The organism is Runella sp. CRIBMP, from assembly GCF_009905605.1.
Lineage (GTDB): Bacteria > Bacteroidota > Bacteroidia > Cytophagales > Spirosomataceae > Runella.
Genome location: NZ_JAAAKZ010000020.1, coordinates 22,029 through 44,624, shown reverse-complemented (window position 1 = coordinate 44,624; position 22,596 = coordinate 22,029). Strand labels below are relative to the sequence as shown.

Sequence of the window (22,596 nt, the reverse complement as noted above, 5' to 3'; positions counted from 1 at the left end):
TAATCCAGCAGAAGATTGTTTGCCGTGGCGATAATCATTACCTTGAAGAGCTAAAAGCGCACGAGTTGGTTTATTTTTTCGTTAATGAATATGGGTGGGATTGCGGGAATGATTCGGTTTGATGGTAAGGCGGTTTCTGCCCAAGACCTCACACATATTAAACAAAGGCTCAGGCACCGGGGAGAGGTGTCGACTCAAATCTTTGACCAAGGAGCACTGCTAGCGTTTGGGAATGCGATTGAAGCAAACACTACCGCTGGTATTTACGCCGTGGCGCATACTGACATTCCCAACCCGTCTATCAATCAACCTTTTATTTCCAGTTTTATTCAGAATGGCCCTGCTGCGTTCAATGAGTTAAATGCTGATTTCGCCGTAACCTTGTGGGATACTCGCCAACAGTCGCTGGTTTGTGCCAGAGATATTCTGGGCGTAATGCCCTTTTACTATGTACATCAGCCGGGTCGTTTTTTTGCCTTTGCCACCGAAATCAAAGCCTTGATTGGGCTTGAGGAGGTAGTAGTTGTTCCAAACAGGTATAAATTCAGAGAATACCTAACGTGGAGCACCACGTATATACCTTATAGTTCAGAAACTTTCTACGAAAATATTTACAGCCTTCTGCCTGGGCATTATCTTGAGGTACACAATGAAAAAGCGTGTTTAGCCACTTACTGGAATCCAAACCTTGGAAAATTCAGCCAATTGAGCCACCCCGAAGAATATTCAAGGTTGTTTAAAGAACATTTTACCGCTGCCATAAACGCCCGAATGATAGGCAAAATGAGCATTGGCGCTCATTTGAGCGGTGGTTTGGATTCTTCATCGGTCAGTTGCCTCGCCCAATCCTTGCTTAAAGCGCAAAAACGCCCTTCCCTCCATACCTTCAACATTGATACAAAACTGGCTTCGACAGATGAATCTATGTATGTGGAAGCCGTCGTGAAGCAATACCATACTCAACACCACACCGTACACCCCACCGTCGACGTGCTCGATGCAGTGCTGAAAATCAATCAGCTATTTGACCGCCCCGACCACTTTATCATTCCGTCCAGTTTTCATCTGAGTGTTTCGATAAAAGCCCAACAACTAGGCTGTGATTGTATGCTCACGGGGCACGACGGCGACAGTGTTATCACCACTGGTTTTGAGTACTTGGATTACTTAATCGACACCAGCGATTGGCAAGAATTGCGGTTGGCCTGCCTGCAATATACCTCATTCTCTGAGCGAAATTTGGCTTTTTTAGGGGCTAACAACAAAGACTTAAGCACTCATTCAAAATACAAAAAATACGCTTTGCGCATCATTGGAGGCGATATAACGAAGCGGTTCCGCTCCCGTCCATTCAGTACTTTTTTAAAGACATTGTCCATCCCAAAACAAGCGCTTGGGCTCTCTACTTCGGCCATTATTGCGTATTGCATTCAGCGTATTAAGGCTAAAATTGTTCATCTAAACCTTCTTGACAACGCATTTAGTGTTGAGTTTAAACAGCAAACACCCCCAAGACTCCAGCAAACTACCGAAGCATTGAGCGCTTCTATTTCTTCGGAGTTTCATGTTTCGGCCAATCAAATTCTTAATACAACCAATGTAATCTGTAATGAGCAATTAAATCACATTGGTGCTTATTACGGCCATCAATATACGTTTCCTTTCTTCGACAAAAATGTCGTAGAGTTAGGACTGTCAACCCCTGCCAAAATCAGCTTTGATGATGGGCGTGGACGGGGTTTGATTCGAAATGGCTTACAGACGATTCTGCCTTCTCAAATTGTTTCTCGACTTACCAAAGCCAACTTTGTGGAATACGGTACGATTTCGGCCCAGCAACTCTATTTGGCCGTGCATCAGCAATTTATATCGCCAAGTCATGCCATTTGGGAGGTGATTGACCGCGCGCTATTTTTAAAAATTGTGAACGTTGTATTTGAGCAGCGCGTGCCGATGCAAAGAAAAACCCGGTACAATTGGCTGTTGAGTCGTATTATTTACCTAGCACTCTGGCTGGATTCAGCCAAAAGTGCTAGGTAGTTAGTGGATTATAATATATCAAGCCTAAAACTTCTTCAGTTAAACATCTTATTAACCTTCAAAAGAACCGCCAAAACCATCGGTTGCCGACCCAAGTTTTTGAGTCATTTTATTTACTTTACCCAAAACTTTTAGCTTGGGGGTTTTATACGCCTTTTTAGAGGCAGGAGCTGATATATACTGACCTTTAGTATTCATAGTTGAGATTTATTAGTAGTGGATAGTGGATAAAAAATTGTACTGAGTATTTATAACATCTACTCGACGACCACGCGATGATTCCGCGTTTGTCCTCGCTCCACTACTGAGAGAATATACACCCCAGTGGCCATCTTACCAGTAGCTTTTAACATAAGATTACCCGACTGGACTCCAATTTTCTGAAGGGGAAGTAAACGTCCTTCCATACTGTAAAGATTGACCAAAGCGGTTTCTGGCTCGTCCAAACGCAGGGTAAACCTTCCTTCGCTAACAACCGGGTTAGGAAATACCCCGTAGGCGTCTTCCCGTAAAACAACCGAGATAGCCGGATAGACCGTTACTTTACCGCTAAGATCGGTTTGCGTTAATCGATAATAGCTGGTGCCCGCATACGCTTTTCGATCTATAAGACGATAGGTTTTCAGGGAATTGCTGTTTGCGGCAATTTCACTTATTTCTTCTACCTTTTCAAAATTTCTCATTTCTTTACTACGCTCCACGAGAAACCCTTTGTTATTCGTTTCCAGCGACGTGGTCCATGCCAAGTCAACCGTTTGATTTGAAAGGGGTTTGGCAGTAAAAGACACCAAAGTAACTGGTAATGGCCGCGCTACATTGGTCACTGAATTATTATTTAATGTTATCGCCCCTGCAACTGAAAGGCCTCTCCCCTCAAGGGAAGCCCCAGTACTCAGAAAAATAGCTCCCTGTGCAAGTATAGTACCCTTAAAGACTGAACCAATCCCCAAAGTGACAGCTCCATCTACCTGAAAAAACACATTGTTGGCGGTAGCACCGTTGATAAGAACAATCGATGAAGAAGTTGCGGTCGTTAAAGCACTGCTTAATTTAATGATAAAAATCCCCGACCCACTTAAAGTTAAGGTTCCGTTTAATGTAGTTGGAGTTGCCGTATTTTGACAGTAAACCACCCCTGACACCAATGTTTGCCCCGCTAATTCAGGCGCTATAATTGTCCCACACGGACGTGAGTTCAACGAGTTATAGGCCGACACCACATCTATGGCAGCTTGCGCAGCCTCGGGTGAACCTGGCAAACGAATGTTTCCGGTAACCATACCAGGAGGAAAGCCACTAAAAGCCCCTACATTGGTACCAATATCGCCGACGACCATTGATGCCCCCGTATTCGTAAAAGCCCCATTAGCCGTAAATAACGCAAAATCAAAGGCTGTTCCCAGATTTGGGGCCTGTCCAAAAACTATACTTTTCAAACAAACCAAGGTGGCTATGCTCAGAATTAGTAATACATTTTTTTTCATTTGTTTCTAATTTAAATGGTGATTCAATAAAACCTGTTGACAAAAAATCAAATACCCTAAAATACTCCCTTCAAAAAGTACCATGATAAAAAATGGACCATGGCATATCCCTTAAAAATCAAAATACATCTAATTACCCATCCTTGTAGAATGGATGTCTAAAGGATATGGGTAGTTATACCACCATTGTATTTGATTACTACTGATGCATTTGGGAAAGCTCCAGATGATCGCCAACCTGCGTTAGAGTCGAAAATTTGTAGGACAACAGTTTCGTATTTATACTATCGTGAGTAAATTCATAACATCAATTTTGAGTAAGTTCATACCGTTACCTAGAGGCAAATAAGCACAGCGTAAAAGTCAGGCTTTAATATCCAATTCATGTTACATATTTTCAGGAAATAGTTACATAAATCACACTTTTTTAAGTGTCTATCTCGACTAGTTTTAGGATATACGTGACGCCAAGCATACAAAAACACGCCCCTATCCGCGAGGTGCATGTCCGCCTATCAGTTTGAATCTTCAATGGCCAGCCTCCGCTTCTTTGGTTTCACGCCCCCTTCTCCTTGCAATTTACGCCGGCGGGGCGTTTTTTTAGTTTCAAGCGTCAAAAGAACCCTTCTCATTCGGCGCGACGGGACAACAACAAACCCCGATTTCATCACAATTGCCCCTTCTTTCACCTTGGAAATATGCGCTTTGTTGACCGAAAACCTTTTGTGTATTCTGGTAAGCGCCAAGTGGGTCGTTATTCTGCCTAAATTGTGTGAGCTGAGAAGCCGCGTGCCATCCTTCAGATAGATGTAAGTGTAGTTGGAGACAGAGGTGAGATACTCGACTTCTGGGGCCGAAATAAGTATATTATCTACAATCATGTCAAGCAGGGTTTTGTGTACCATTATTATCACTAAACTCATGCCAGCCCCTTACCAAAATATTGTATTCATCACTGCAAATGGTTTTTAAATCTATTCGTAAAGAAGGAAATCACTATGTATCAAACCAATAGCCCTAAATGAGTCCATCAAAAAAATCGACCAATGTTGTATTTTATTTATTGTATACGCCTAAAGGTTTCTCTTCATCGGGCGTTTTTTTGTTAACAATCAAGGGGGTATTCAAAGTTGTTTGGATAATATCAACAACCGTCGTTCCCTCAACGACATAAAGATAAAGTCGATACATCGAAGGGTTTTCTGGAATTTTGACCTGTATTTTGGGGCCATTGCCGAGTTCTTTCATGGACACTGCCTGCTCAAACCGACCAATTTGAACCAATTTCCATTCAAACTTTACGTTTGCTGGGAGTGAATCGGCAAAGTACCATTGAGGTTCTTTGTATACCAAGGCGTGATACGTAAGCGTAGTGGCCGGAATGGTGACCAATGCAGGCTTTAAGATTTTCACCATCGGCGGCGGTGCGGGAGCCTTGGTGCTTTTCCAGAGGTGGCTAAGCTGCATAAAGGGCGTTTTTCGTCGTCGTCGAAAATCTTTTATTCCGTCAAAATTGACCAATCCACTATTAACTACGTCTTGCCAATTAGTGATAAATACTCCCGTTTTTTTGGGGTCCAACGTGGCATATTGGGACACTGTTATATACCTAAAAAAATACGGAACACTTAGTTCTTTAAGCAAACTAAAATCAGCCGCCCGAGATGCCTTCACTTTGATTCCGAATGCATCGACCTCGGGCATCAGTCGGTACATTTGGTGAACGGTTTTGGGTAAATCATCCGCCAACGTGACATCAATCGTAACGGGACGTGAGGGGTCAATCTGCTTGATACTACGCACCAAGTTTTTAACAAAAAACAGGTACGCATCTCGCTGAATAATCAAATCAGGTTTGAAATACCGAAACTGAAGCTCTTGAAAAACGGCGTTACCGATGTTCCAGCCAATGATATTTTTATTGTCTTTGTACGAACTGACGACCGCAAGAATATCCGTCCTGATTTGCTCCAATTTATTTTTTTCTTCCACAAAATCAAGGTGGTCGTCAATCCAAAAACTAAAATGCACCTTCATACCCGTTTCTTCGGCGGCCCTGATGATATTTCGGTCGTAGATGCCCGGGCCGCTGTGTTTGACGGTATTGATGCCCAAGGTTTTCATTTCGTAGAAATCCTCAAGCAATTCACTCATTCTGAAAGGATTGGGATTCTTGACCCAATCTTGGGCTTTGGTGTAATTGATGCCTCTAGTTCCTACAAAAAAGGCCCTTTGGATTGTTGTTGACGCTACATTTTGGGGTGCCGTCCCGTACGATGTCAGGAGCTTGGGAATAGGCTCAATCCTAGCTTTCTTAAATCGATTTTGTTTTCTTACCAACCTGCCCGACTCATCGGTTAGGTCATTGATTCGTCGGAGCCTGCCAAATGGCCCCGCCGTCCTGCCAGAAATGACCACGGCTTTGATTTCAGGAAAAGAAGTACGGATTGATTTAGCCTCTTTGTCGGACAACGACTGAGTTTCGTTTTCTATCAGCATTACGGGAAGTTCTGATTGAAAAACGGGATGTTTATGAAAAGCCCAATACTGCTTTTTGATGGGTAAAGATTCACGGCCTTCGTTTAGGCTACTGACCGCCATCCAATCAACGTACTGACGGCCCGGAAAATATTGGTCGATTGAGTCGGGCGTACCCGGATTCCACACCCAAATCACCCGGTACAATCCCTGATTGCGAAAAAAATCGTGCATGTATTTCCACGCGGCCCTAAACGCCTCAGCGGTGTTTGGCGCGGGATTCGGCCAATTGTCGGCTTCGGGAGCAAATCGGATAAAAACCGGGCGATTTAACGCTTTAAACTGACGGCAGAACTGCAAAAGATATGCATCCTCATTTCCGTTTGTGATTCGCTCAAAAACGCTGGCATTGTTAGAAAGACGCGAAGGAAGTGTCCACGTAATCATGGGCAAGGAGCCATTGCGATAAACAGAATCTAAAGTACGGGTGGACAAATGGCCACTGGCCCAGCGAACGTGAAATGAGAGGATGTCAAAATGGGTTTTATTATCCCCGCTCAAGGGGAAAGCCGTACCCATGGTGTTGACCGACCGCGCGTCTATTCCGGTCAAAAAAAAGTTTTCCCGATAGTCTTTGTAAATCGTCGGCGGCAGTCCTTTCTGTCGAAACTGAACCATGTAAATAATGGGGCAGGTCAAAAGGATTGATAACAACAACGGAGTACGTCTGACAACGGTGTAAATACGACGCCTGATAATCCAGAAATGCCCCTTGGCTTCTCGAAGAAACAGCAACCAAGTGTTTAGCCATTTATGCCGAACGGCCAAGATTCGAAATTGGGGCTGTCTGCTTATCAGAACCGTAAAACCCATAAACACGGCGTTCAGCCCCGCAAATACCGACATGGTCAGGTTGTAGGGATTCCAATCGGTGTACAATCCATAACTGATGGAAAATAAGGACAGCAACAAAATGACAAGATTAGGGATATTTAAAGGCCAGTTGTTTGCCTCTTTTCCATCTTTGGGTGTGGGTACGTAGGGTACTTTTACCCCAAACAGGGTGTACAAAAAACCCAGAATAAACACCCACCAAGTACCAATCATCAAAAGCCCGCCTATCACATGAAACCCCCGCTCGGTATCTTCCATTACCCACCATTGCACAAATTGCCTGATAAGAACGACCATGGTCAGAAAAGGCAAGGCGATTAAACCAAACTCTGTAATATCCATCTTCATCGGGCTGGTATGAAAGCAGAGCGAAAGGATAGGAATCAAAAAATTGAGAAAGAATATAATGCCCGAAAGATAATGAAGCGGAATCAGCGCATAATGAATCTTCTGGCGCAGGGTGAATTGCGTAAACAACTTGGGGTAGACAGTGACCAACAAATCAAACACCCCCCTAGACCATTTCAGTTGTTGTTTATAATACGCCGACAAGGTAGAAGGCACCAGCCCCCGGGCCAGTACAGCAGGCACATATACTGATTTCCAACCCTTTGCGTGGAGCTGCATGGCGGTGTGCATATCCTCAGCAAGGCCAGCGGCGTGGCCTCCGATGGATTCGAGCGCCGCGCGCCGGAAAGTGCAATTGGCCCCAATGGCCAGCACGGTTCCGTAGTGGTTCATGGTCATCATCATCGGGCCATAAAACTGGTAGGTCTGCTGGGCGGCACCTTTGGCGATTAAGCTCTCTTCGCTGTTTTTATAGGCCTGAACAATCTGGACAAACCCAATGGAAGGATCATTAAAATGCGACACAATCGGGTCAAGAAAATCGGGCGCAGGGACATGGTCGGGGTCCAAAACAACGCAAAGCTCCCCCGATGATTGGCGCAAGGCATTGTTGATATTACCCGCTTTGGCATTCTTTTTTTCAAGGCGGGTAACGTGATGTACCCCCAACTGCGCACAAAGACGCTTGAGGTAAGGATCGTCTGCTTCGTCGCACAAGTAGGTTGAGTGCGGATAGGTTATGGCAACAATCGCACGCAGGGTTTCCTCAATCATTTCATAGGGCTCCCCCGCGCAAAAGGTGGTGAAAATATCGACGGTATAGGTCTTGTTGACAGGTGGCTCCTTCGGAATTGTGATGCTAAAATAGTGGTACCATTCGTAAAGGGTTGTGAGACAGGTAAAAAAGAAAGCCGTCATCAACATCGCGTACAGCGCCCCGTTTCCCCGAACAGACTCAGCCAACAGATTGGCCATAAAAAACACCATCGCCCCCACCCCCAAAAGAATCATGAGCCTCAGGGTGAGCAATTCCCGCTTGGTGGGTGGTTTTATCAATGGCTGGTTTTTCATGGCTGGCTCACTACGTAAAAGGGAATGTTACAAGTCGCAAAATTTCCCTGAGTGTTATAAATGGTGGCAAAAATTCGGTAGGGCCCTTCCTCTTCTGGCGCCGTAAAAATGACTTTGAGCTCCGTCGAGTTTTTGTTTAGTTGCGACAGCGGCGTGAGCTTTTTGGTGTTGGCCTGATTGTTTATTCGCAGCCAATCCTCTTTGAACAATTGCCACTTTATTGTTTTAATCTCTCCTCCTAACGAATCCAACAACACCTCCGCCGTAGCCGGGGCATTGGCTGTAAGCAAAATATTATCTTTGGCCCTCTTCGAATTAAGCAACATGGTTTTGACCGTGGGAAATTCGTGCTTGTAAGCTTTCCCAGTCCAAAGGGATTTCATCGTACCCACGGTTTCGGAGTGAGCGCCCGCTTCATCAAAAAGGCTGAACCATGTATGCGTTCCTTCTTGTTTATGCCCCCAATAAAACAAACACGAACCCACAAAACGAGAATCCTCAACGGGCATATATTGCTGGTATCGAGTCAAACACAACTCAGCTTTCTCCCCAGAAGTAGGTTCCAGATACGCCCCCCAAGCGGTTTGTTCGGTTCCTCCCCAGGGGCCGTTGATACCCCACTCCGACAGTAAGTAGGGGCCACTCCAAAACCATTTCATCCAATCCAAATCATCGCGGAGGGTATTTATTCGGTTGTAAATATTGAATGAGATGATATCGACGTCGCAACGAAGCCCCAGATTTAAAATCGATTTCTTATCAAAATTGAGGAGAACAGTCGTAATCGGATGGTCGGGGTCATCCTGATGAATCATATCGACCAAGCCATTAAATACCTTGTAAAAATTGTTGTAAGAGGGATTGTACGGAAAAATGACTTCATTCCCGATTGACCACATCAGCAGAGCTGGGTGATGCTTAAATCGCTTCACCACGGCTTGATAATCTTTGTGCATTTTGGCCGCATTCTCTGGATTATTGAAAAACGAAGTTTCATGGTAGTCGGGCAGGTATAGCCCCACAATCACGCTGAGGTCATTGGCCAGCGCACTGTCCAGAATCACGGCTAGGTTGGTCGTATCCCAAGTCCGCAGGGTATTACCGCCCGATTCTTTCAGAACCGAGCAGTACGAATACCCCGAAGCACCATTGATAAAAAAAGGCTTTCCGTCTTTGATTAACGCATACTTACCGTTTTTCTTTTCAACATACACCTTTCGTCGACTCTTACCATTCTCCTCTTTTTTACACCCATTCAGTACAGAAATAATCAGCGCAAAAAATCCAAGTTTGAAAATAAAAAAGCAGTTTTTTTTCGAGAAAACTATTTGAAATATATTATAACGTTGAGTAAGTTGAAATATATCATAACGTTGAGTAAGTACATGCGAATATTTGAACAGCATAAGGCAATCCACGCGCTACAAAAAAACATCCTGCGAAACTATTTTCAGGCGCAATATATACCATTTTGAGTGTTTTTAACAAGAAAAAGTTATCAAGCGGTCAATGATAAAACACTCCTATACAAGCAAATAAACCATCACATACTATAATTCGCCATAAAAAACATCCCAAAAAGACTAACCAACACTACTCCATCTTCAGTATTATTCCTTTAATGGTTTCTTTGTCTTCCCAAGCGCAGAAAGCCAAGCGCGGATTGAGCATCACCACGCGCGGATACCGCCCCCCTCCCAAATTCACGGGTTGTGCTTGCGTAGACGAACTGAGCCAAACTTGCCCCTTGTCGTGCCAAACGATAAAAGTATGTTGCGTACTCGTGGCAATAGAAGCATTACGACCTTGACCCAAGAGCCGTTCAGGGCCTCCCATTTTTGAGGTAAAAAGCTGATTTTCACGTCGCCAAACCGACATAAAGCCCCCTTTCTCATCCACACTCATGCCGCCACCATCCATCGGGCAAGCGTTGAGCTTCCAAGTTCCTTCTCCCATTTTCACGGCAGGTAAGAAGGTTTTTCCAGCATCCTCCGACGTGGCGACGTACATATCCCTCGCACCACTGATCCAGTTTCGGAACATAACATACACACGCTGGTCGCGCATGAGAATGGACGGTTGACAACACTCACAAACCGTAGCGTCGGGTGAGCGATAAATGAGCTTATTTTTACCCCAAGTCAAGCCGCCATCGTTGGAGGAAGCCCCAAAAATCTTGTTTTGTTTGTCGTCTCTCAAATCAAGCCAAATCACCCAAAAAGCCCCTTTCCCATCACTTGCCAGCGCATTAAAACCCTCTTTGGCAATTTCGGGTACATCATTGACCATGAGGCGATTCTGCCACTTACCAGTAGTGCGATTGCGCACGTAAGCGTAGACATTGCCCGCTTTGTCAACAGTCGTAATGACGGTAGATTGGCGCGAAGACGCAATCTGTGGGCCCCTCGATACGCCCAAATGCAGCCCCTGAAGGCTGTCTACTAGCTCAGGTGTTGAAAAAGAAACGCCTCTGTCATTTGAAAAAGAATAATAAAAAGCGTTCCCTTTTCCAAACACCATTTCGATGGATTCATTCTCGCCCACACACATAGCAGGCTGAATGCCTTTCGTGGGAAATAACGCCTGTTGTGCGCGCGTCGACGACACCGTAATGATAAAAAGAAGGGCTAATTTTTTGAACATGGAGTTTGTTATTTAAGACACATCAACCGCCGCTGACGTCATTTTTCATCAACGGGCATTTTTTTAGTCACTACCAAATGCGCACGCGCAGGCTATCTGGACGGTACAGTTTATTGGTTGGTTTTACGTTGAACGCTTCATAAAATTCGGGCATGTTCGCCAACGGACCGTTTACCCTAAACAACTCAGGCGAGTGCGGGTCCATGGTGATGCGCATCCGCATGGTTTCGTCGCGGGTTTTGATACGCCATACCTGCGCAAACCCCAAGAAAAAGCGCTGTTGCGGCGTAAAACCGTCAATTTTCTCGCCACTTTTGGCCTGTTTTGTTTTCATAAACGCCTCATAAGCAATCGAAAGACCACCGATGTCGGCGAGGTTTTCGCCCAAAGTCAACTCTCCGTTTACGCTCATGTTGTCCAGCACTTTATAGCCGCTGTACTGCTTCACCACCACCATCGCTTTGCGTTTAAATTTATCACCGTCGGCGGGTTTCCACCAGTTTTTCAGCATTCCCATGTAGTTATACTGGCGTCCCTGATCGTCAAATCCGTGCGTCATTTCGTGGCCAATCACGGCGCCGATGGCTCCGTAATTGATGGCATCGTCGGCGGCATTGTCAAAAAACGGAAACTGAAGAATCCCCGCTGGAAACACGATTTCGTTGAATGTAGGGTTGTAATAGGCGTTGACTGTGGGAGCTGTCATGCCCCATTCGGTTTTATCAACAGGTTTGCCGACTTTCGCCAAATCGCGTTTCCCTTCGTAAATGGCAATCGCCCTTTTGTTGGCAAAATAGTTATCGCTGACGATTTCCACTTCGGCATAATCTTTCCATTTGTCGGGATAACCGATTTTTTTGATAAACGCATCCAATTTTTTCACGGCTTCGGTCTTGGTCGAGTCCGACATCCAGTCGAGGCGTTTGATGCGGTCGCGGTACACATCCTGCAAGTTGTTGACCAGCTCATTCATGCGCGCTTTGGCGTCGGCGGTGAAGTATTTTTGCGTAAACAATTGCCCCAACAAATCGCCCAATCCTCCGTCGACGGCATTGGTAATTTGTTTCCAACGGGCATTTGGCACTTGCTGTCCGTTGAGGGTTTTTCCGTAAAACTCAAATTGCGTATCGCGAAACCCCTTGGTCAACGAAGACGCCGCTCCCGACAGCACCGACAGTTTCATGCGGTCTTTCAAAACCTCCAACGGTTGTGTTTTTAGCAATCCACTCAGTGCCTTGTAATAATCGGGCTGACCCACGATGAGGGTATCTGTTTGGGCCCCCATCGTTTTCACAAACCGCGCCCAGTCGATACCGGGTGTCAAGGCGGAGAAGTCTTTAATGGCAAACTTGTTATAATTCAGCTCGGGGTTTCTCAACTCCACTGGACTGCGGTGCGACTTGGCGATTTCGGTTTCGAGGGCCAATATCGTTTCGGCTTTTTTCTTCGCAGTCGTCGAGTCTACGCCCGAAAGGCTAAACAGTTTTGCGATGTATTTTTTATAGGCGTCTCGTATTTTTTTGGTTTCGGCATCGGTGCGAAAATAGTAGTCTTTTTCGGGCAACGAAAGCGCAGTTTGGGCAAGCTGCAAAGCATTGTAGCCCGGATTTTTTTCGTCGGCTGCTACATAATACCCCACCCATACGCCCCCGGGCGATTCCAATTTGGCCGTATAATCCATGATTTCTTGGGGCGTTTTGAGTCGATCAATCTCGGCCAAATAAGCCTTAATTGGCTCAATTCCTTTCTTTTCGATGGTGACGGTATCCATCCCAGACCGGTAATAATCACTCACTTTTTGTTCCAAACTCCCCTTGGGATGCGTTGTTTTGAGGCTTTCCTCCAAAATACCGTGGAGTTTGTTGAGGTTTTCTTCGTAGAGGGTATAAAAAGACCCCCAACCCGTTTGGTCAGCGGGAATTTGGGTATTTTTCAGCCAGTTGCCCGAGGCATAACTAAAAAAATCATCGGCTGGATTTATGGTGGTATCCATGCCTGCTGTGTCAAAAAATGTGGTTCGGGTCGATTCTTTTTTGTCGGTTTTGCAGGCGGCCAAAATGGCCCCGAAAAGCGCAAGATAAACGAGTGATGGAATGGATTTCATGAAAGGCTGAGTTGTTTTTGTGAACGAAAAAATAGTTGTAGCAAAACTATTTACAAGAGGATTATAGGCGGAGTATTTACTTATTCCCCTTTTTTAAAGCAACTGCGTATAGCCTACCGGTCACTGCCTTTTTTTTAAAATTGATGTCTAAAATCGCTCAATTCACCTCTAGCAGATGGTTTTACCCAAGAAAAATGGGTAAAATTGCCCTCAAATTCTACCCAAATGCCACTTCAAAAAAATCCATTTTCTACGTTGAAACTACTCTTCTTTACTCTCTCATTTGGGATCTTGTGTACCTCTTGCGGCAATCCGCTCATTCCCAAAGCCCGTTTTTCGGCTGAGTATCAACGCCAAAATCGCCAAAAAGCTACCATCGAAATGCCCGAAACCTACGAGTTGAGCGCCATTTTGGTCGCACTTACGGGCTATCGCAATGTGTTGAACGACAAAGACCCTTACGTACAGGCCGTCAAAGCCCATTTTTCTCCTTTCAAAGAGCACCCAATGGTAAAATACGTCGCAAAAAAAATGAACAAATTGGGCAGTTACAACTACCTCCAATTCCGCAAAGATGCCATGATGCGAAGTTTTACGACTGAAAACAAACTGATAAACAACGGTATCTATCAAAGTAAGTTCCCCATCAATGCCCTTACATTAGGACTTGCCGACCGCCCCGCCTTACTCTATGATTTTGTAGAGAAATCAAATTTTCGGGCTTTTTATGCCCAACATAAAGACTACTACCAACGGCAAATTACCCGTGCGGAACAGTATATGCCCATGCAAAAAATGTGGAAATGGGTAGAAAGTCAATTTCCTGCCCATTATGACAGCTACAAAATCTTCCTGACTGCTATGGATGGCGGATTTCATTCTACTTTTCGAGTCGCCAACGACGGTTTTCGACAAACCCTCATGTTTGTCACTGCCCCCAACGACCTGCCCGACACGCGCTCGGAAGCCGAAAAGGAAGGGGCTTGGTCGCGGATGGTGTTTACTGAGATTGACCACAACTACGTCAACCCCCTCACGGACACCTACCGCAAGCAGGTAGAAGCGGCCATGCCCGATTGGAAAAAATGGAATCAAACCAAAGCAGGCAACAAAGGCATGTATGAATCGGCCTATTTGACCTTCAACGAATATATGACCTGGGCTACTTTCAGCCTTTACACCTACGACAATTTCAGCCCCGAAGATTTTGAGAAAATCAACAAAAAAGAAGAAGATTTCATGGTGAATGGGCGCGGTTTTCACCGATTCAGGGAGTTCAACCAATTTGTACTAACTTGCTACAAAAATCGTACTGCCAACCAAACCGTGGCCGATTTGTACCCCGCCGTCATCGAATGGCTCAAAACACAACCGTAAACCACCCCTACCGCTATGTTTCCATTGTCAAAAACCCATTTTTTTAAACGCTTGATAGTCCCATTTTTAACCGTTGGGGTACTCTTTAGCTGTTCATCTCCAAAAAACGAAACCATGTCTAACTCTTTCGGCACCGACCTCGAATTTCTAAAAAAACACCAACAAACCATCGTTCTTACCGCTCCCGACGATGATTCAGCACAGGTCGCCGTCGTTGGGGCTTTACAAGGCCGCGTCATGACCTCTACGGCCAACGGCACTTCTGGCAACAGCTACGGCTGGTTGAATTATAAACTCCTCGAATCGGGCAAATTCACGCCACACATGAGCGCCTTCGGCGGTGAAGACCGCTTTTGGATTGGCCCCGAAGGAGGACAGTTTTCCATTTATTTTCAGGAGGGCAAGAAATTCGTATTCGATGATTGGCAAGTACCTCCCGTCATTGATTCCGAGCCGTTTGATTTGGTTTCTTCCGATAAAACCAAAGCGGTTTTTCGCAAAGCTGCCTCGCTGATCAATTACTCAGGCACAAAATTCGACGTTGTCATCGACCGCAGCGTGGAAGCGCTCAGTAAAATAGCCATCGAAACCACCATTAACTTTCCGCTCAAAGACGTAAAAACAGTGGCCTACGAAACTGTCAATACCATCACCAACCAAGGCCCCGACTGGAACAAAGAAACGGGGCTGCTTTCCATTTGGATTTTGGGGATGTTTAATCCTACGCCCCAAACCACCGTGGTGGTGCCATTTGTGGGAGGCGCTGACCACAAAAGCAAAATCAACGACAGCTATTTTGGCAAAGTCCCCGCCGAGCGCCTCATCGTTGAAGACAGCGTGTTATACTTCAAAGCCGACGGCAAACACCGCAGTAAAATCGGTCTGCCGCCGAGCATTGCCAAGCCCGTCATGGGAAGCTATGATGCTGAAAAAGGCGTATTAACGATTGTTAGCTACGATTTAGACCCCACTGGCGACTACGTCAACTCCATGTGGGAAATCCAGAAAGAACCCTTTAAAGGCGATGCTGCCAACTCCTATAATGACGGCCCGGTAGAAGACGGCACGCAAATGGGGCCGTTTTATGAACTGGAATCTTCCTCTCCTGCCAAAGCCCTCAAAAAAGGCGAAAGTCTCACTCATCGCAGCCGCACCTACCACTTTGAAGGCGATAAAATGGCGCTGAATGCCGTGGCAAGAAGAATGCTGGGCGTGAGTTTGGAAGAAATAGCGAAGCATTAAATTGGGTTATTTTCTCCAAATTCACTCGTATTTTGTTTCCGACAACTTATTTAATGTGGCAGCAACTCATCAAGTTGCTGCCACTGTTTATTCACGTTGGGATTCAGCCTTTTTTTACCAAAACTTCCCCGCTATTTCTTTGTTTCTTCTGTATATTGTTCGCAATTTTAACGAATAACAGCGCGGGAAAGCCTGAAGTCGTCGTTTGTTCATCCACGGCAATCAACAAATCAATCTCCTTAAAATCAATTAGTTAAAACTAAAATCAATCACCGTAGTACACCTGCAAAAGGCAGGTAAAACGGAGAGAACCACACCATGGAAGCAAACAAAGACACAAAATCAATTGAGAATATTGAGTTGGTTTTTCTTACACAAGACGACTATCAAGAAATCAAAGAGATTATGATAGAGACCTATTCCAGTATGCCGAATGCGTATTGGAAAGAACATCATATCAAAACACTGATTACCATTTTTCATGAGGGGCAAGTGGGTATAAGAGTCGATAATGAGCTGGCTGGGTGTGCATTATCAATTATTGTGGACTACGAAAAAGTTGACGCTAAACATACGTACAAGGCAATAACGGGAAATTATAGTTTTAAAACCCATACCAATACAGGAGATGTTTTATACGGAATTGATGTATTTATCAAACCCAAGTTTCGTGGCCTGCGACTGGGAAGGCGTTTGTACGATTACCGAAAAGAGCTTTGTGAGAAATTAAACCTAAAAGGGATTGTGTTTGGTGGCCGAATCCCCAATTACCATCAATATTCCGATACAATCTCCCCCAAAGAGTACATTGATAAGGTACGAAACAAAGAAATTCACGACCCTGTTTTGAATTTTCAATTGTCCAACGACTTCCACCCTGCCCGAATCCTGCAAGGCTATCTTGAAGGCGATACAGACTCAAATGAATATGCCGTACTGCTTGAGTGGGATAATGTGTATTATGAGAAGAGTTCGGATCAGGCGGCCTTTAAAAAGTCAGTAATCCGATTAGGTCTGATACAATGGCAAATGAGATTGTACAGCAATTTCGATGAACTTATGCAGCAAGTGGAATACTTTGTAGATGCGGTATCAGGCTATAGGTCTGATTTTGCCCTGTTTCCTGAGTTTTTCAATGCCCCTTTGATGTCTGATTATAATCATCTCTCCGAGCCAGATGCCATCAGAAAGTTAGCCGAATATACAGAGCGCATTGTTAATCGTTTTTCTGAGCTTGCCATCTCCTACAACATCAACATTATTACGGGCAGTATGCCAGAGGTTGTCGATAACAGTCTGTATAATGTGGGTTATTTATGCAAAAGAGACGGTGGAATTGAACGATTTGAAAAGTTACATGTGACCCCCGATGAAGCAAAAGTATGGGGTATGCAAGGTGGTAACACCATAAAAACCTTTGATACCGATTGCGGAAAAATAGGCATCCTTATCTGCTATGATGTTGAGTTTCCGGAGTTAAGCCGCATTTTGGCCGATGATGGAATGAATATTTTATTTGTGCCTTTCCTGACCGACACCCAAAATGGCTATTCAAGGGTGCGAAACTGCGCGCAGGCCCGAGCCATTGAAAATGAATGTTACGTAGCCATTGCTGGCAGTGTTGGAAACTTGCCAAAAGTGCACAACATGGATATTCAATACGCCCAATCCATGGTTTTTACCCCCTGCGATTTTTCGTTTCCCACCAACGGAATAAAAGCGGAAGCTACCCCAAATACTGAAATGATTTTAATTGCCGACGTTGATATTGATATGTTACGGGAATTAAATCAATTTGGAAGTGTCCGAAATCTAAAAGACCGAAGAACGGATATTTATTCAATCATACGTAAAAAAGAAATTAAAGACAATCTCTAACAGCGCCGAACGTGCAATAAAGCAAATGGCAATGTATTTTGTCACCTAAACCTCCCAACCTCATGAAAAAACTCCTTTTCCTTCTCTGCATCGCCACCCAAGCCCTTGCCCAAACCCCTTGGAAACCGCAAAAGTGGCCCATTTTGAAGCATTATGACCAACAGCATCTTACGCGTATTGCCATGCCCATCGGTGGCATCGGTACGGGCACGGTATCGTTGGGAGGACGCGGGCAGTTGCAGGACTGGGAAATCATGAACCGTCCTGGAAAAGGATTCAGTACAACGTTACCAGGCAATATGGCTCCGTTTTTCGCCATTTACGTCAAAAAACCAACCGAAAACGCCCAAGCCAAAGCCCTCATCGGCCCGCTCGAAACGCACGAGTACCAACACATGGAAGGTCGGCCTGTCGATCATCACGGCCTGCCCCGCTTTGCCAAAGCGAGTTTTGACGCCGCGTATCCGTTCGGACAGGTGAATTTGTCGGACGAAAAACTGCCCATTACGGTTCAAATCAAAGCCTTCAATCCGCTGATTCCGGGCGATGCCGAGCGCAGTGGCATTCCGATGGCGGCGTTGACCTACGAAGTCACCAACACGTCCAACCAACCTTTGACGGTTTCGGTGGCAGGGTCGATGCGTAATTTTGTGGGGAAAGACGGATCCAAAGGCTCAAAATCGTGGAAAGGCGAGTTTAATCCGTCGGGAGCGAAGCAGAATAAAAACCAATTTCGACAGGGAAAAGTAGGACAGGGGATTTTTATGTATTCCGACGGCGTGGACAAAGCCGACCCCGCGTGGGGAACGATTGCGCTGAGTACCAATGCCGTTGGTGATGTCAGTTACCGCACATCGTCCGTACCCAACGCCTGGGAAAATGCGTTGCTGGATTTTTGGGATGATTTTACGGACGATGGAAAATTGACCGAAAAAACCAAAGTCGCCGATGAAGACCCGATGGCGTCGTTGGCGGTAAAAAAAACGATTCAACCCAAACAAACCGAGTCGTTTACGTTCTTTATCACGTGGCATTTTCCCAACCGATTTGCGTGGTCGAAAGAGCGTGTAGGCAACTACTACACCACCCGCTACGCCGACGCGTGGGACGTGGCCGAAAAGGCTGTACCGCAATTGCCCCAACTCGAAAACGAGACGTTATTATTTGTCAACAGCTTCCTCAAAAGCGATTATCCCGAAGCGGTCAAAGAAGCGGCGCTGTTCAATCTCAGCACGTTACGCTCCCAAACCGTGTTCCGTACCGAGGACGGACGCATGTTTGGATGGGAGGGCGTCATGGACAGCGAAGGCTCCTGCGCGGGTTCGTGTACGCACGTTTGGAACTACGAGCAGGCCACGGCCTTTTTGTTCGGTGACTTGGCCCAAACCATGCGCGACGTGGAGTTTAACTACGCCCTCGACAGCACCTCGGGCATCATGCAGTTTCGAGTGGGACTGCCGCTCAACAAAGGCGCGGGCAACGGCATGGCCGCTGCCGACGGGCAAATGGGCACCATCATGAAGTTTTACCGCGATTGGCAACTGTCGGGCAATACGGCTTTTTTACAAAAAAACTGGTCAAAGATCAAGCGGGCGTTGGCCTTTGCGTGGGTGCCCGACGGCTGGGACGGCAACCTCGACGGCGTCATGGACGGGGCGCAGCATAACACCATGGACGTGGAATATTTCGGGCCCAATCCGCAGATGCAGATCTGGTATTTGGGCGCGTTGAAAGCCGCCGAAAAAATGGCCGAAGCTATGCACGATGCCGCTTTTGCGCAGCAATGCAAAACCCTGTTTCAAAGCGGCAGCACCTGGGCCGACCAACAGTTGTTTAATGGCGAATATTACGAGCAACAGGTGATGTCGCCCGTAGGACGCAAGTTTGCGAAGGGAACGGTTTCGGGTTGGAACAGCACGCAGGGTGATTTTCCGCCGTTTCAGTTGGCCAAGGGTTGTTTGGTGGATCAATTGGTGGGGCAATTCATGGCGCACGTGTGCGGCCTGGGATATTTGGTCAAACCGCAAAACGTGCAGACCTCGCTGAAATCCATTCTGAAATACAACTACCGCGCCACGCTAACGGAGCATTTCAACAACATGCGCTCCTACGCCCTGGCCGACGAGCCCGCCTTGCTCATGGCAAGCTGGCCCAAAGGCCGCCCCACGGTGCCTTTCCCGTACTTTGCCGAAGTGATGACGGGCTTTGAATACACCGCCGCCATCGGTATGCTCTACGAAAACATGACCGACGACGGCCTCAAATGCATCCAAAACATCCGCTACCGCTACGACGGTGCCAAGCGCAGCCCCTTCGACGAAGCCGAATGCGGCCACCACTACGCCCGCGCCATGATCAGCTGGGCTTCTGCGCTGGCGCTGAGCGGTTTTCAATACTCAGGCGTAGAAAAAAGCCTTCATTTCAACGACCAACCCGGCACGTTTTTCTGGTCCAACGGCTACGCATGGGGCACCTGCACGAAGCAAAAACAAGGCACCCAACTCAAAACTACCCTCACCGTGTTGCACGGTCAATTACCCGTCCAAACCGTACAGATTGGCAATAAAAAAGTGCATGAATTGGCGGCGAATGCGGTTTTGAAGGTTGGGGAGAAGGTGGAGTTTGTGCGGTAGAGGGCAATGTGTTTTATGCCGTTGGGGGTGTTTTTTCACCCCCAACTTTTCCAAAAGAGCAGCCGGTCATAAGACCAACTGCGGCATAAAAATCGAATAAAAGAGTGAATTTTGCACCGCTTATTCGGGTTTGTTCTATATTTATGCCAATAGTGGTGTTTTTTCACCACCAACTTTCCCAAGAGAGCAGTCGGTCATAAGACCAACTGCGGCATAAAACATTTGGTACTTTCAAAACCACTACAAGTGAAAATTCCCGAAAGATGACAAAATCTATTTCATTTAAATGTTCCAAATGCGAAAAGATACATGAAGGTATCCCAATTATTAATTTTAAAGCACCCTTACACTATTACTCTATAAAAGAATCTGAAAGAGCCGATAGGGTTAAATTTAACTCTGATACATGCGTCATTGATAAAAATGCTTTCTATGTCAAAGGGGTTTTAAAATTACCCATCATTGGTCTTGAAGAAAAATTAAGTTTTAATGTATGGGCTGATGTATCTAAAGAGAACTTTTTACTTTATGTTAAATTTCCAGAGTCAGAAAACATTTCTTTTGAATCTCCAATATTCGGATGGTTTGCTTGTGAAATTGACGGTTTTGAAGAATGTTTAAATCTTAAATCCAAATTACTCTTTCAATATAAAGGATTGAAACCCAGTGTTTTATTAGAACCGACTCAACATCCACTATCAAGAGCTTTTTATGGTGGTATGAGCATTGAAAAAACGATAGAAATAATTGAATTTTATACGCATATAAGTTAAGGCCTGCCTTTGTCCCCCATTGTTCGTTGTCTTCCGCAGGATGACTGCGAACGCCAAATAAGCAGCGTGTTTGCAACACGGTAAACGCTCCAAAAGCTATTCATCAATTAATTAGCCCAAAGCGGAGCAGTATATAATTTATGCCGACAACTGTTTACTTACCAAATAGTTTATGAGAAAGCACCACATCATTTTCAAGAAAATACCAAGAGGCATAACAAGATTTTAAAGATATGGAAAAGAAATTTGAAATATTAACTGATTCATTGCTCGATGAGTATTGCCAAGTTGTTGGGGCAGATTTGTTGAATCAATACGAAGAACTAAAAGATAGCGAACTGAGCATAGACACATTTAGTTTCTATACCTCCGTGTCCGCAGTATTTTCTTCAAAAATAGAAGGCGAACCCATAGAATTAGATAGTTATGTAAAACACAAACGCTTTGGTGTTGAATTTCTGCCCGATTACACCCGAAAAATAGATGATTTATATAATGCCTATCAATTTTCAAAAAATAAACCGTGTACTAAAAACAACATCGAAGAAGTACATAAAATACTGACTACTCACATTTTATCAAAAAATAAGCAGGGAAAGGTAAGAACAGGCAATATGTACGTTACAACTGACGATGGCAGGATAGAATATGTAGCGGCATCGCCCTATTTGGTAATTGCGGAAATGGGAAAATTTTATACGGATTTAGACAATCTGCTCTCTGCCACGTTGAGCATTCAGGAGGTGTTCTACTATGCTTCGTTATTACATTTAGTATTTGTGAAAATACACCCATTTGACGATGGCAACGGACGAACCGCAAGATTAATAGAAAAATGGTTTTTAGCAGAAAAGTTAGGCGAAAAAGCATGGCTCATTCAATCAGAAAAGAATTATTATTTAAAACATCAAGCCTACTACAAAAATCTGCGAATGCTGGGGTTAGAGTATGAAAACCTCGATTATTTAAAAGCATTGCCCTTTATTTTGATGCTCCCACAATCACTCATTATCAATGAAGTATAAGTAATGGAATGAAAACCATATCAACAGCAAGTTATCAACGCCACCCCGTTGTTCGTTGTCTTCCGCAGGATGATTGCGAACGCCAATAAACAGCGCGCAACACGGCAAATGCTCCAAAAGCCACTTAAGAGCCTATTCATCAATCTTTTATCCTTATTTGCGCTACATTAATTTAAGGATCGCATAGTAGCGATTACGAACTTAGGCTCCTATGACCGAGCGGCCAATGCCTGTGACAAAAAGAAGGTATCTATGCCCCGTTCTCAAAAAGAAACGACTTTTAATTTCGCAATATTGGTAAAGCCTTCGTCTGATGAAATTAAAGTAGCTGAAGCCAAAATAGCGGTGGCTGCAATGATAGCGTCAGGCAGTTTCAGTCCCACTCATTTCTAATCTTTTTTTGCCAAGCCAATCCATCCCCCTGCCAAGACAACTTACCGGCAAGATCGGAAAAATCATAGGTCTTGGATTCTTCAATAACAACCGTTACTTCTACTTCTTTCTCAGGGGAGAAGGCAGGATGTTTGATGCTGAGCACTCCTTTTTTATCAATTTTCCCTTTCAGTGTGATGACAGTCATGGCCAATCATTTAGTAAGCATAACAA

General features: G+C 45.1%; 16 protein-coding genes. 7 read left to right on the top strand and 9 right to left on the bottom strand.

Features of this window, described 5'->3' with window-relative positions; genetic code table 11:
* The first annotated feature begins 90 nt into the window (after nt 1–90).
* Entirely contained in the window at nt 91–2,040 is a 1,950-nt protein-coding gene (locus tag GVN20_RS26325) for an asparagine synthase-related protein (protein WP_166561206.1), read from the top strand.
* 51 nt (nt 2,041–2,091) lie between these two features.
* On the opposite strand, the gene GVN20_RS26320 is transcribed toward GVN20_RS26325, so the two are convergent.
* From GVN20_RS26320 to GVN20_RS26290, 7 genes are all read right to left on the bottom strand, one after another.
* On the bottom strand, nt 2,092–2,238 hold the full coding sequence (locus GVN20_RS26320) for a hypothetical protein (RefSeq protein ID WP_166561205.1): 147 nt from the start codon (nt 2,236–2,238) through the stop codon (nt 2,092–2,094).
* Nucleotides 2,239–2,297: 59 nt separating this feature from the next.
* Nucleotides 2,298–3,524 (bottom strand): ice-binding family protein, encoded by a 1,227-nt coding sequence (locus GVN20_RS26315; RefSeq protein ID WP_166561204.1) that lies wholly within the window; start codon nt 3,522–3,524, stop codon nt 2,298–2,300.
* Nucleotides 3,525–4,039: 515 nt separating this feature from the next.
* A complete protein-coding gene (locus tag GVN20_RS26310; RefSeq protein WP_166561203.1) occupies nt 4,040–4,429 on the bottom strand; it encodes a LytTR family transcriptional regulator DNA-binding domain-containing protein in 390 nt (129 codons plus the stop codon).
* A gap of 151 nt (nt 4,430–4,580) precedes the next feature.
* Nucleotides 4,581–8,315 (bottom strand): glycosyltransferase, encoded by a 3,735-nt coding sequence (locus GVN20_RS26305; protein ID WP_166561202.1) that lies wholly within the window; start codon nt 8,313–8,315, stop codon nt 4,581–4,583.
* Complete coding sequence (locus GVN20_RS26300; protein ID WP_310586854.1) at nt 8,312–9,529, bottom strand: glycoside hydrolase family 2 TIM barrel-domain containing protein; 1,218 nt, start codon at nt 9,527–9,529, stop codon at nt 8,312–8,314. The genes GVN20_RS26305 and GVN20_RS26300 overlap by 4 nt, the downstream gene beginning before the upstream one ends.
* Nucleotides 9,530–9,908: 379 nt before the next feature.
* Complete coding sequence (locus tag GVN20_RS26295) at nt 9,909–10,958, bottom strand: sialidase family protein (RefSeq protein WP_166561201.1); 1,050 nt, start codon at nt 10,956–10,958, stop codon at nt 9,909–9,911.
* Nucleotides 10,959–11,028: 70 nt separating this feature from the next.
* Nucleotides 11,029–13,062 carry a M13 family metallopeptidase gene (locus GVN20_RS26290; RefSeq protein WP_166561200.1) on the bottom strand — a complete coding sequence of 678 codons (2,034 nt, stop codon included), beginning with the start codon at nt 13,060–13,062 and terminating at the stop codon, nt 11,029–11,031.
* A gap of 225 nt (nt 13,063–13,287) precedes the next feature.
* On the opposite strand from GVN20_RS26290, the gene GVN20_RS26285 reads away from it, so the two are divergent.
* The 6 genes from GVN20_RS26285 (at nt 13,288) to GVN20_RS26260 (ending at nt 21,990) form a co-directional block, all read left to right on the top strand.
* The gene (locus GVN20_RS26285; protein ID WP_166561199.1) at nt 13,288–14,439 is read left to right on the top strand and encodes a DUF4932 domain-containing protein; all 1,152 of its coding nucleotides are present in this window, start codon (nt 13,288–13,290) and stop codon (nt 14,437–14,439) included.
* Nucleotides 14,440–14,553: 114 nt separating this feature from the next.
* Entirely contained in the window at nt 14,554–15,681 is a 1,128-nt protein-coding gene (locus GVN20_RS26280) for a DUF6786 family protein (RefSeq protein WP_166561198.1), read from the top strand.
* A gap of 318 nt (nt 15,682–15,999) precedes the next feature.
* Nucleotides 16,000–17,559: a carbon-nitrogen hydrolase family protein gene (locus GVN20_RS26275; RefSeq protein WP_166561197.1), complete on the top strand. Its 1,560-nt coding sequence runs from the start codon at nt 16,000–16,002 to the stop codon at nt 17,557–17,559.
* Between the two features lie 62 nt (nt 17,560–17,621).
* Nucleotides 17,622–20,192: a GH116 family glycosyl-hydrolase gene (locus tag GVN20_RS26270; RefSeq protein ID WP_166561196.1), complete on the top strand. Its 2,571-nt coding sequence runs from the start codon at nt 17,622–17,624 to the stop codon at nt 20,190–20,192.
* Nucleotides 20,193–20,455: 263 nt separating this feature from the next.
* Nucleotides 20,456–20,965 carry a DUF2199 domain-containing protein gene (locus GVN20_RS26265; RefSeq protein ID WP_166561195.1) on the top strand — a complete coding sequence of 170 codons (510 nt, stop codon included), beginning with the start codon at nt 20,456–20,458 and terminating at the stop codon, nt 20,963–20,965.
* Nucleotides 20,966–21,198: 233 nt separating this feature from the next.
* Nucleotides 21,199–21,990 carry a Fic family protein gene (locus GVN20_RS26260; RefSeq protein ID WP_166561194.1) on the top strand — a complete coding sequence of 264 codons (792 nt, stop codon included), beginning with the start codon at nt 21,199–21,201 and terminating at the stop codon, nt 21,988–21,990.
* Between the two features lie 263 nt (nt 21,991–22,253).
* Here the strand turns inward: GVN20_RS26260 and GVN20_RS30190 are convergent, their stop codons facing one another.
* Both GVN20_RS30190 and GVN20_RS26250 read right to left on the bottom strand, forming a co-directional pair.
* The gene (locus GVN20_RS30190) at nt 22,254–22,373 is read right to left on the bottom strand and encodes a PIN domain-containing protein (RefSeq protein ID WP_166561193.1); all 120 of its coding nucleotides are present in this window, start codon (nt 22,371–22,373) and stop codon (nt 22,254–22,256) included.
* Nucleotides 22,364–22,570: a hypothetical protein gene (locus GVN20_RS26250; protein ID WP_166561192.1), complete on the bottom strand. Its 207-nt coding sequence runs from the start codon at nt 22,568–22,570 to the stop codon at nt 22,364–22,366. The genes GVN20_RS30190 and GVN20_RS26250 overlap by 10 nt, the downstream gene beginning before the upstream one ends.
* Between the last annotated feature and the right edge of the window lie 26 nt (nt 22,571–22,596).

Coding starts and splice junctions, on each gene's coding strand:
- GVN20_RS26275 (WP_166561197.1), top strand. CDS start 16,000: ATGGAAGCAAACAAAGACACAAAATCAATTGAGAATATTGAGTTGGTT.
- GVN20_RS26310 (WP_166561203.1), bottom strand. CDS start 4,429: ATGGTACACAAAACCCTGCTTGACATGATTGTAGATAATATACTTATT.
- GVN20_RS26305 (WP_166561202.1), bottom strand. CDS start 8,315: ATGAAAAACCAGCCATTGATAAAACCACCCACCAAGCGGGAATTGCTC.
- GVN20_RS26315 (WP_166561204.1), bottom strand. CDS start 3,524: ATGAAAAAAAATGTATTACTAATTCTGAGCATAGCCACCTTGGTTTGT.
- GVN20_RS26320 (WP_166561205.1), bottom strand. CDS start 2,238: ATGAATACTAAAGGTCAGTATATATCAGCTCCTGCCTCTAAAAAGGCG.
- GVN20_RS26295 (WP_166561201.1), bottom strand. CDS start 10,958: ATGTTCAAAAAATTAGCCCTTCTTTTTATCATTACGGTGTCGTCGACG.
- GVN20_RS26270 (WP_166561196.1), top strand. CDS start 17,622: ATGAAAAAACTCCTTTTCCTTCTCTGCATCGCCACCCAAGCCCTTGCC.
- GVN20_RS26250 (WP_166561192.1), bottom strand. CDS start 22,570: ATGACTGTCATCACACTGAAAGGGAAAATTGATAAAAAAGGAGTGCTC.
- GVN20_RS26265 (WP_166561195.1), top strand. CDS start 20,456: ATGACAAAATCTATTTCATTTAAATGTTCCAAATGCGAAAAGATACAT.
- GVN20_RS26280 (WP_166561198.1), top strand. CDS start 14,554: ATGTCTAACTCTTTCGGCACCGACCTCGAATTTCTAAAAAAACACCAA.
- GVN20_RS26325 (WP_166561206.1), top strand. CDS start 91: ATGGGTGGGATTGCGGGAATGATTCGGTTTGATGGTAAGGCGGTTTCT.
- GVN20_RS26260 (WP_166561194.1), top strand. CDS start 21,199: ATGGAAAAGAAATTTGAAATATTAACTGATTCATTGCTCGATGAGTAT.
- GVN20_RS26285 (WP_166561199.1), top strand. CDS start 13,288: ATGCCACTTCAAAAAAATCCATTTTCTACGTTGAAACTACTCTTCTTT.
- GVN20_RS26290 (WP_166561200.1), bottom strand. CDS start 13,062: ATGAAATCCATTCCATCACTCGTTTATCTTGCGCTTTTCGGGGCCATT.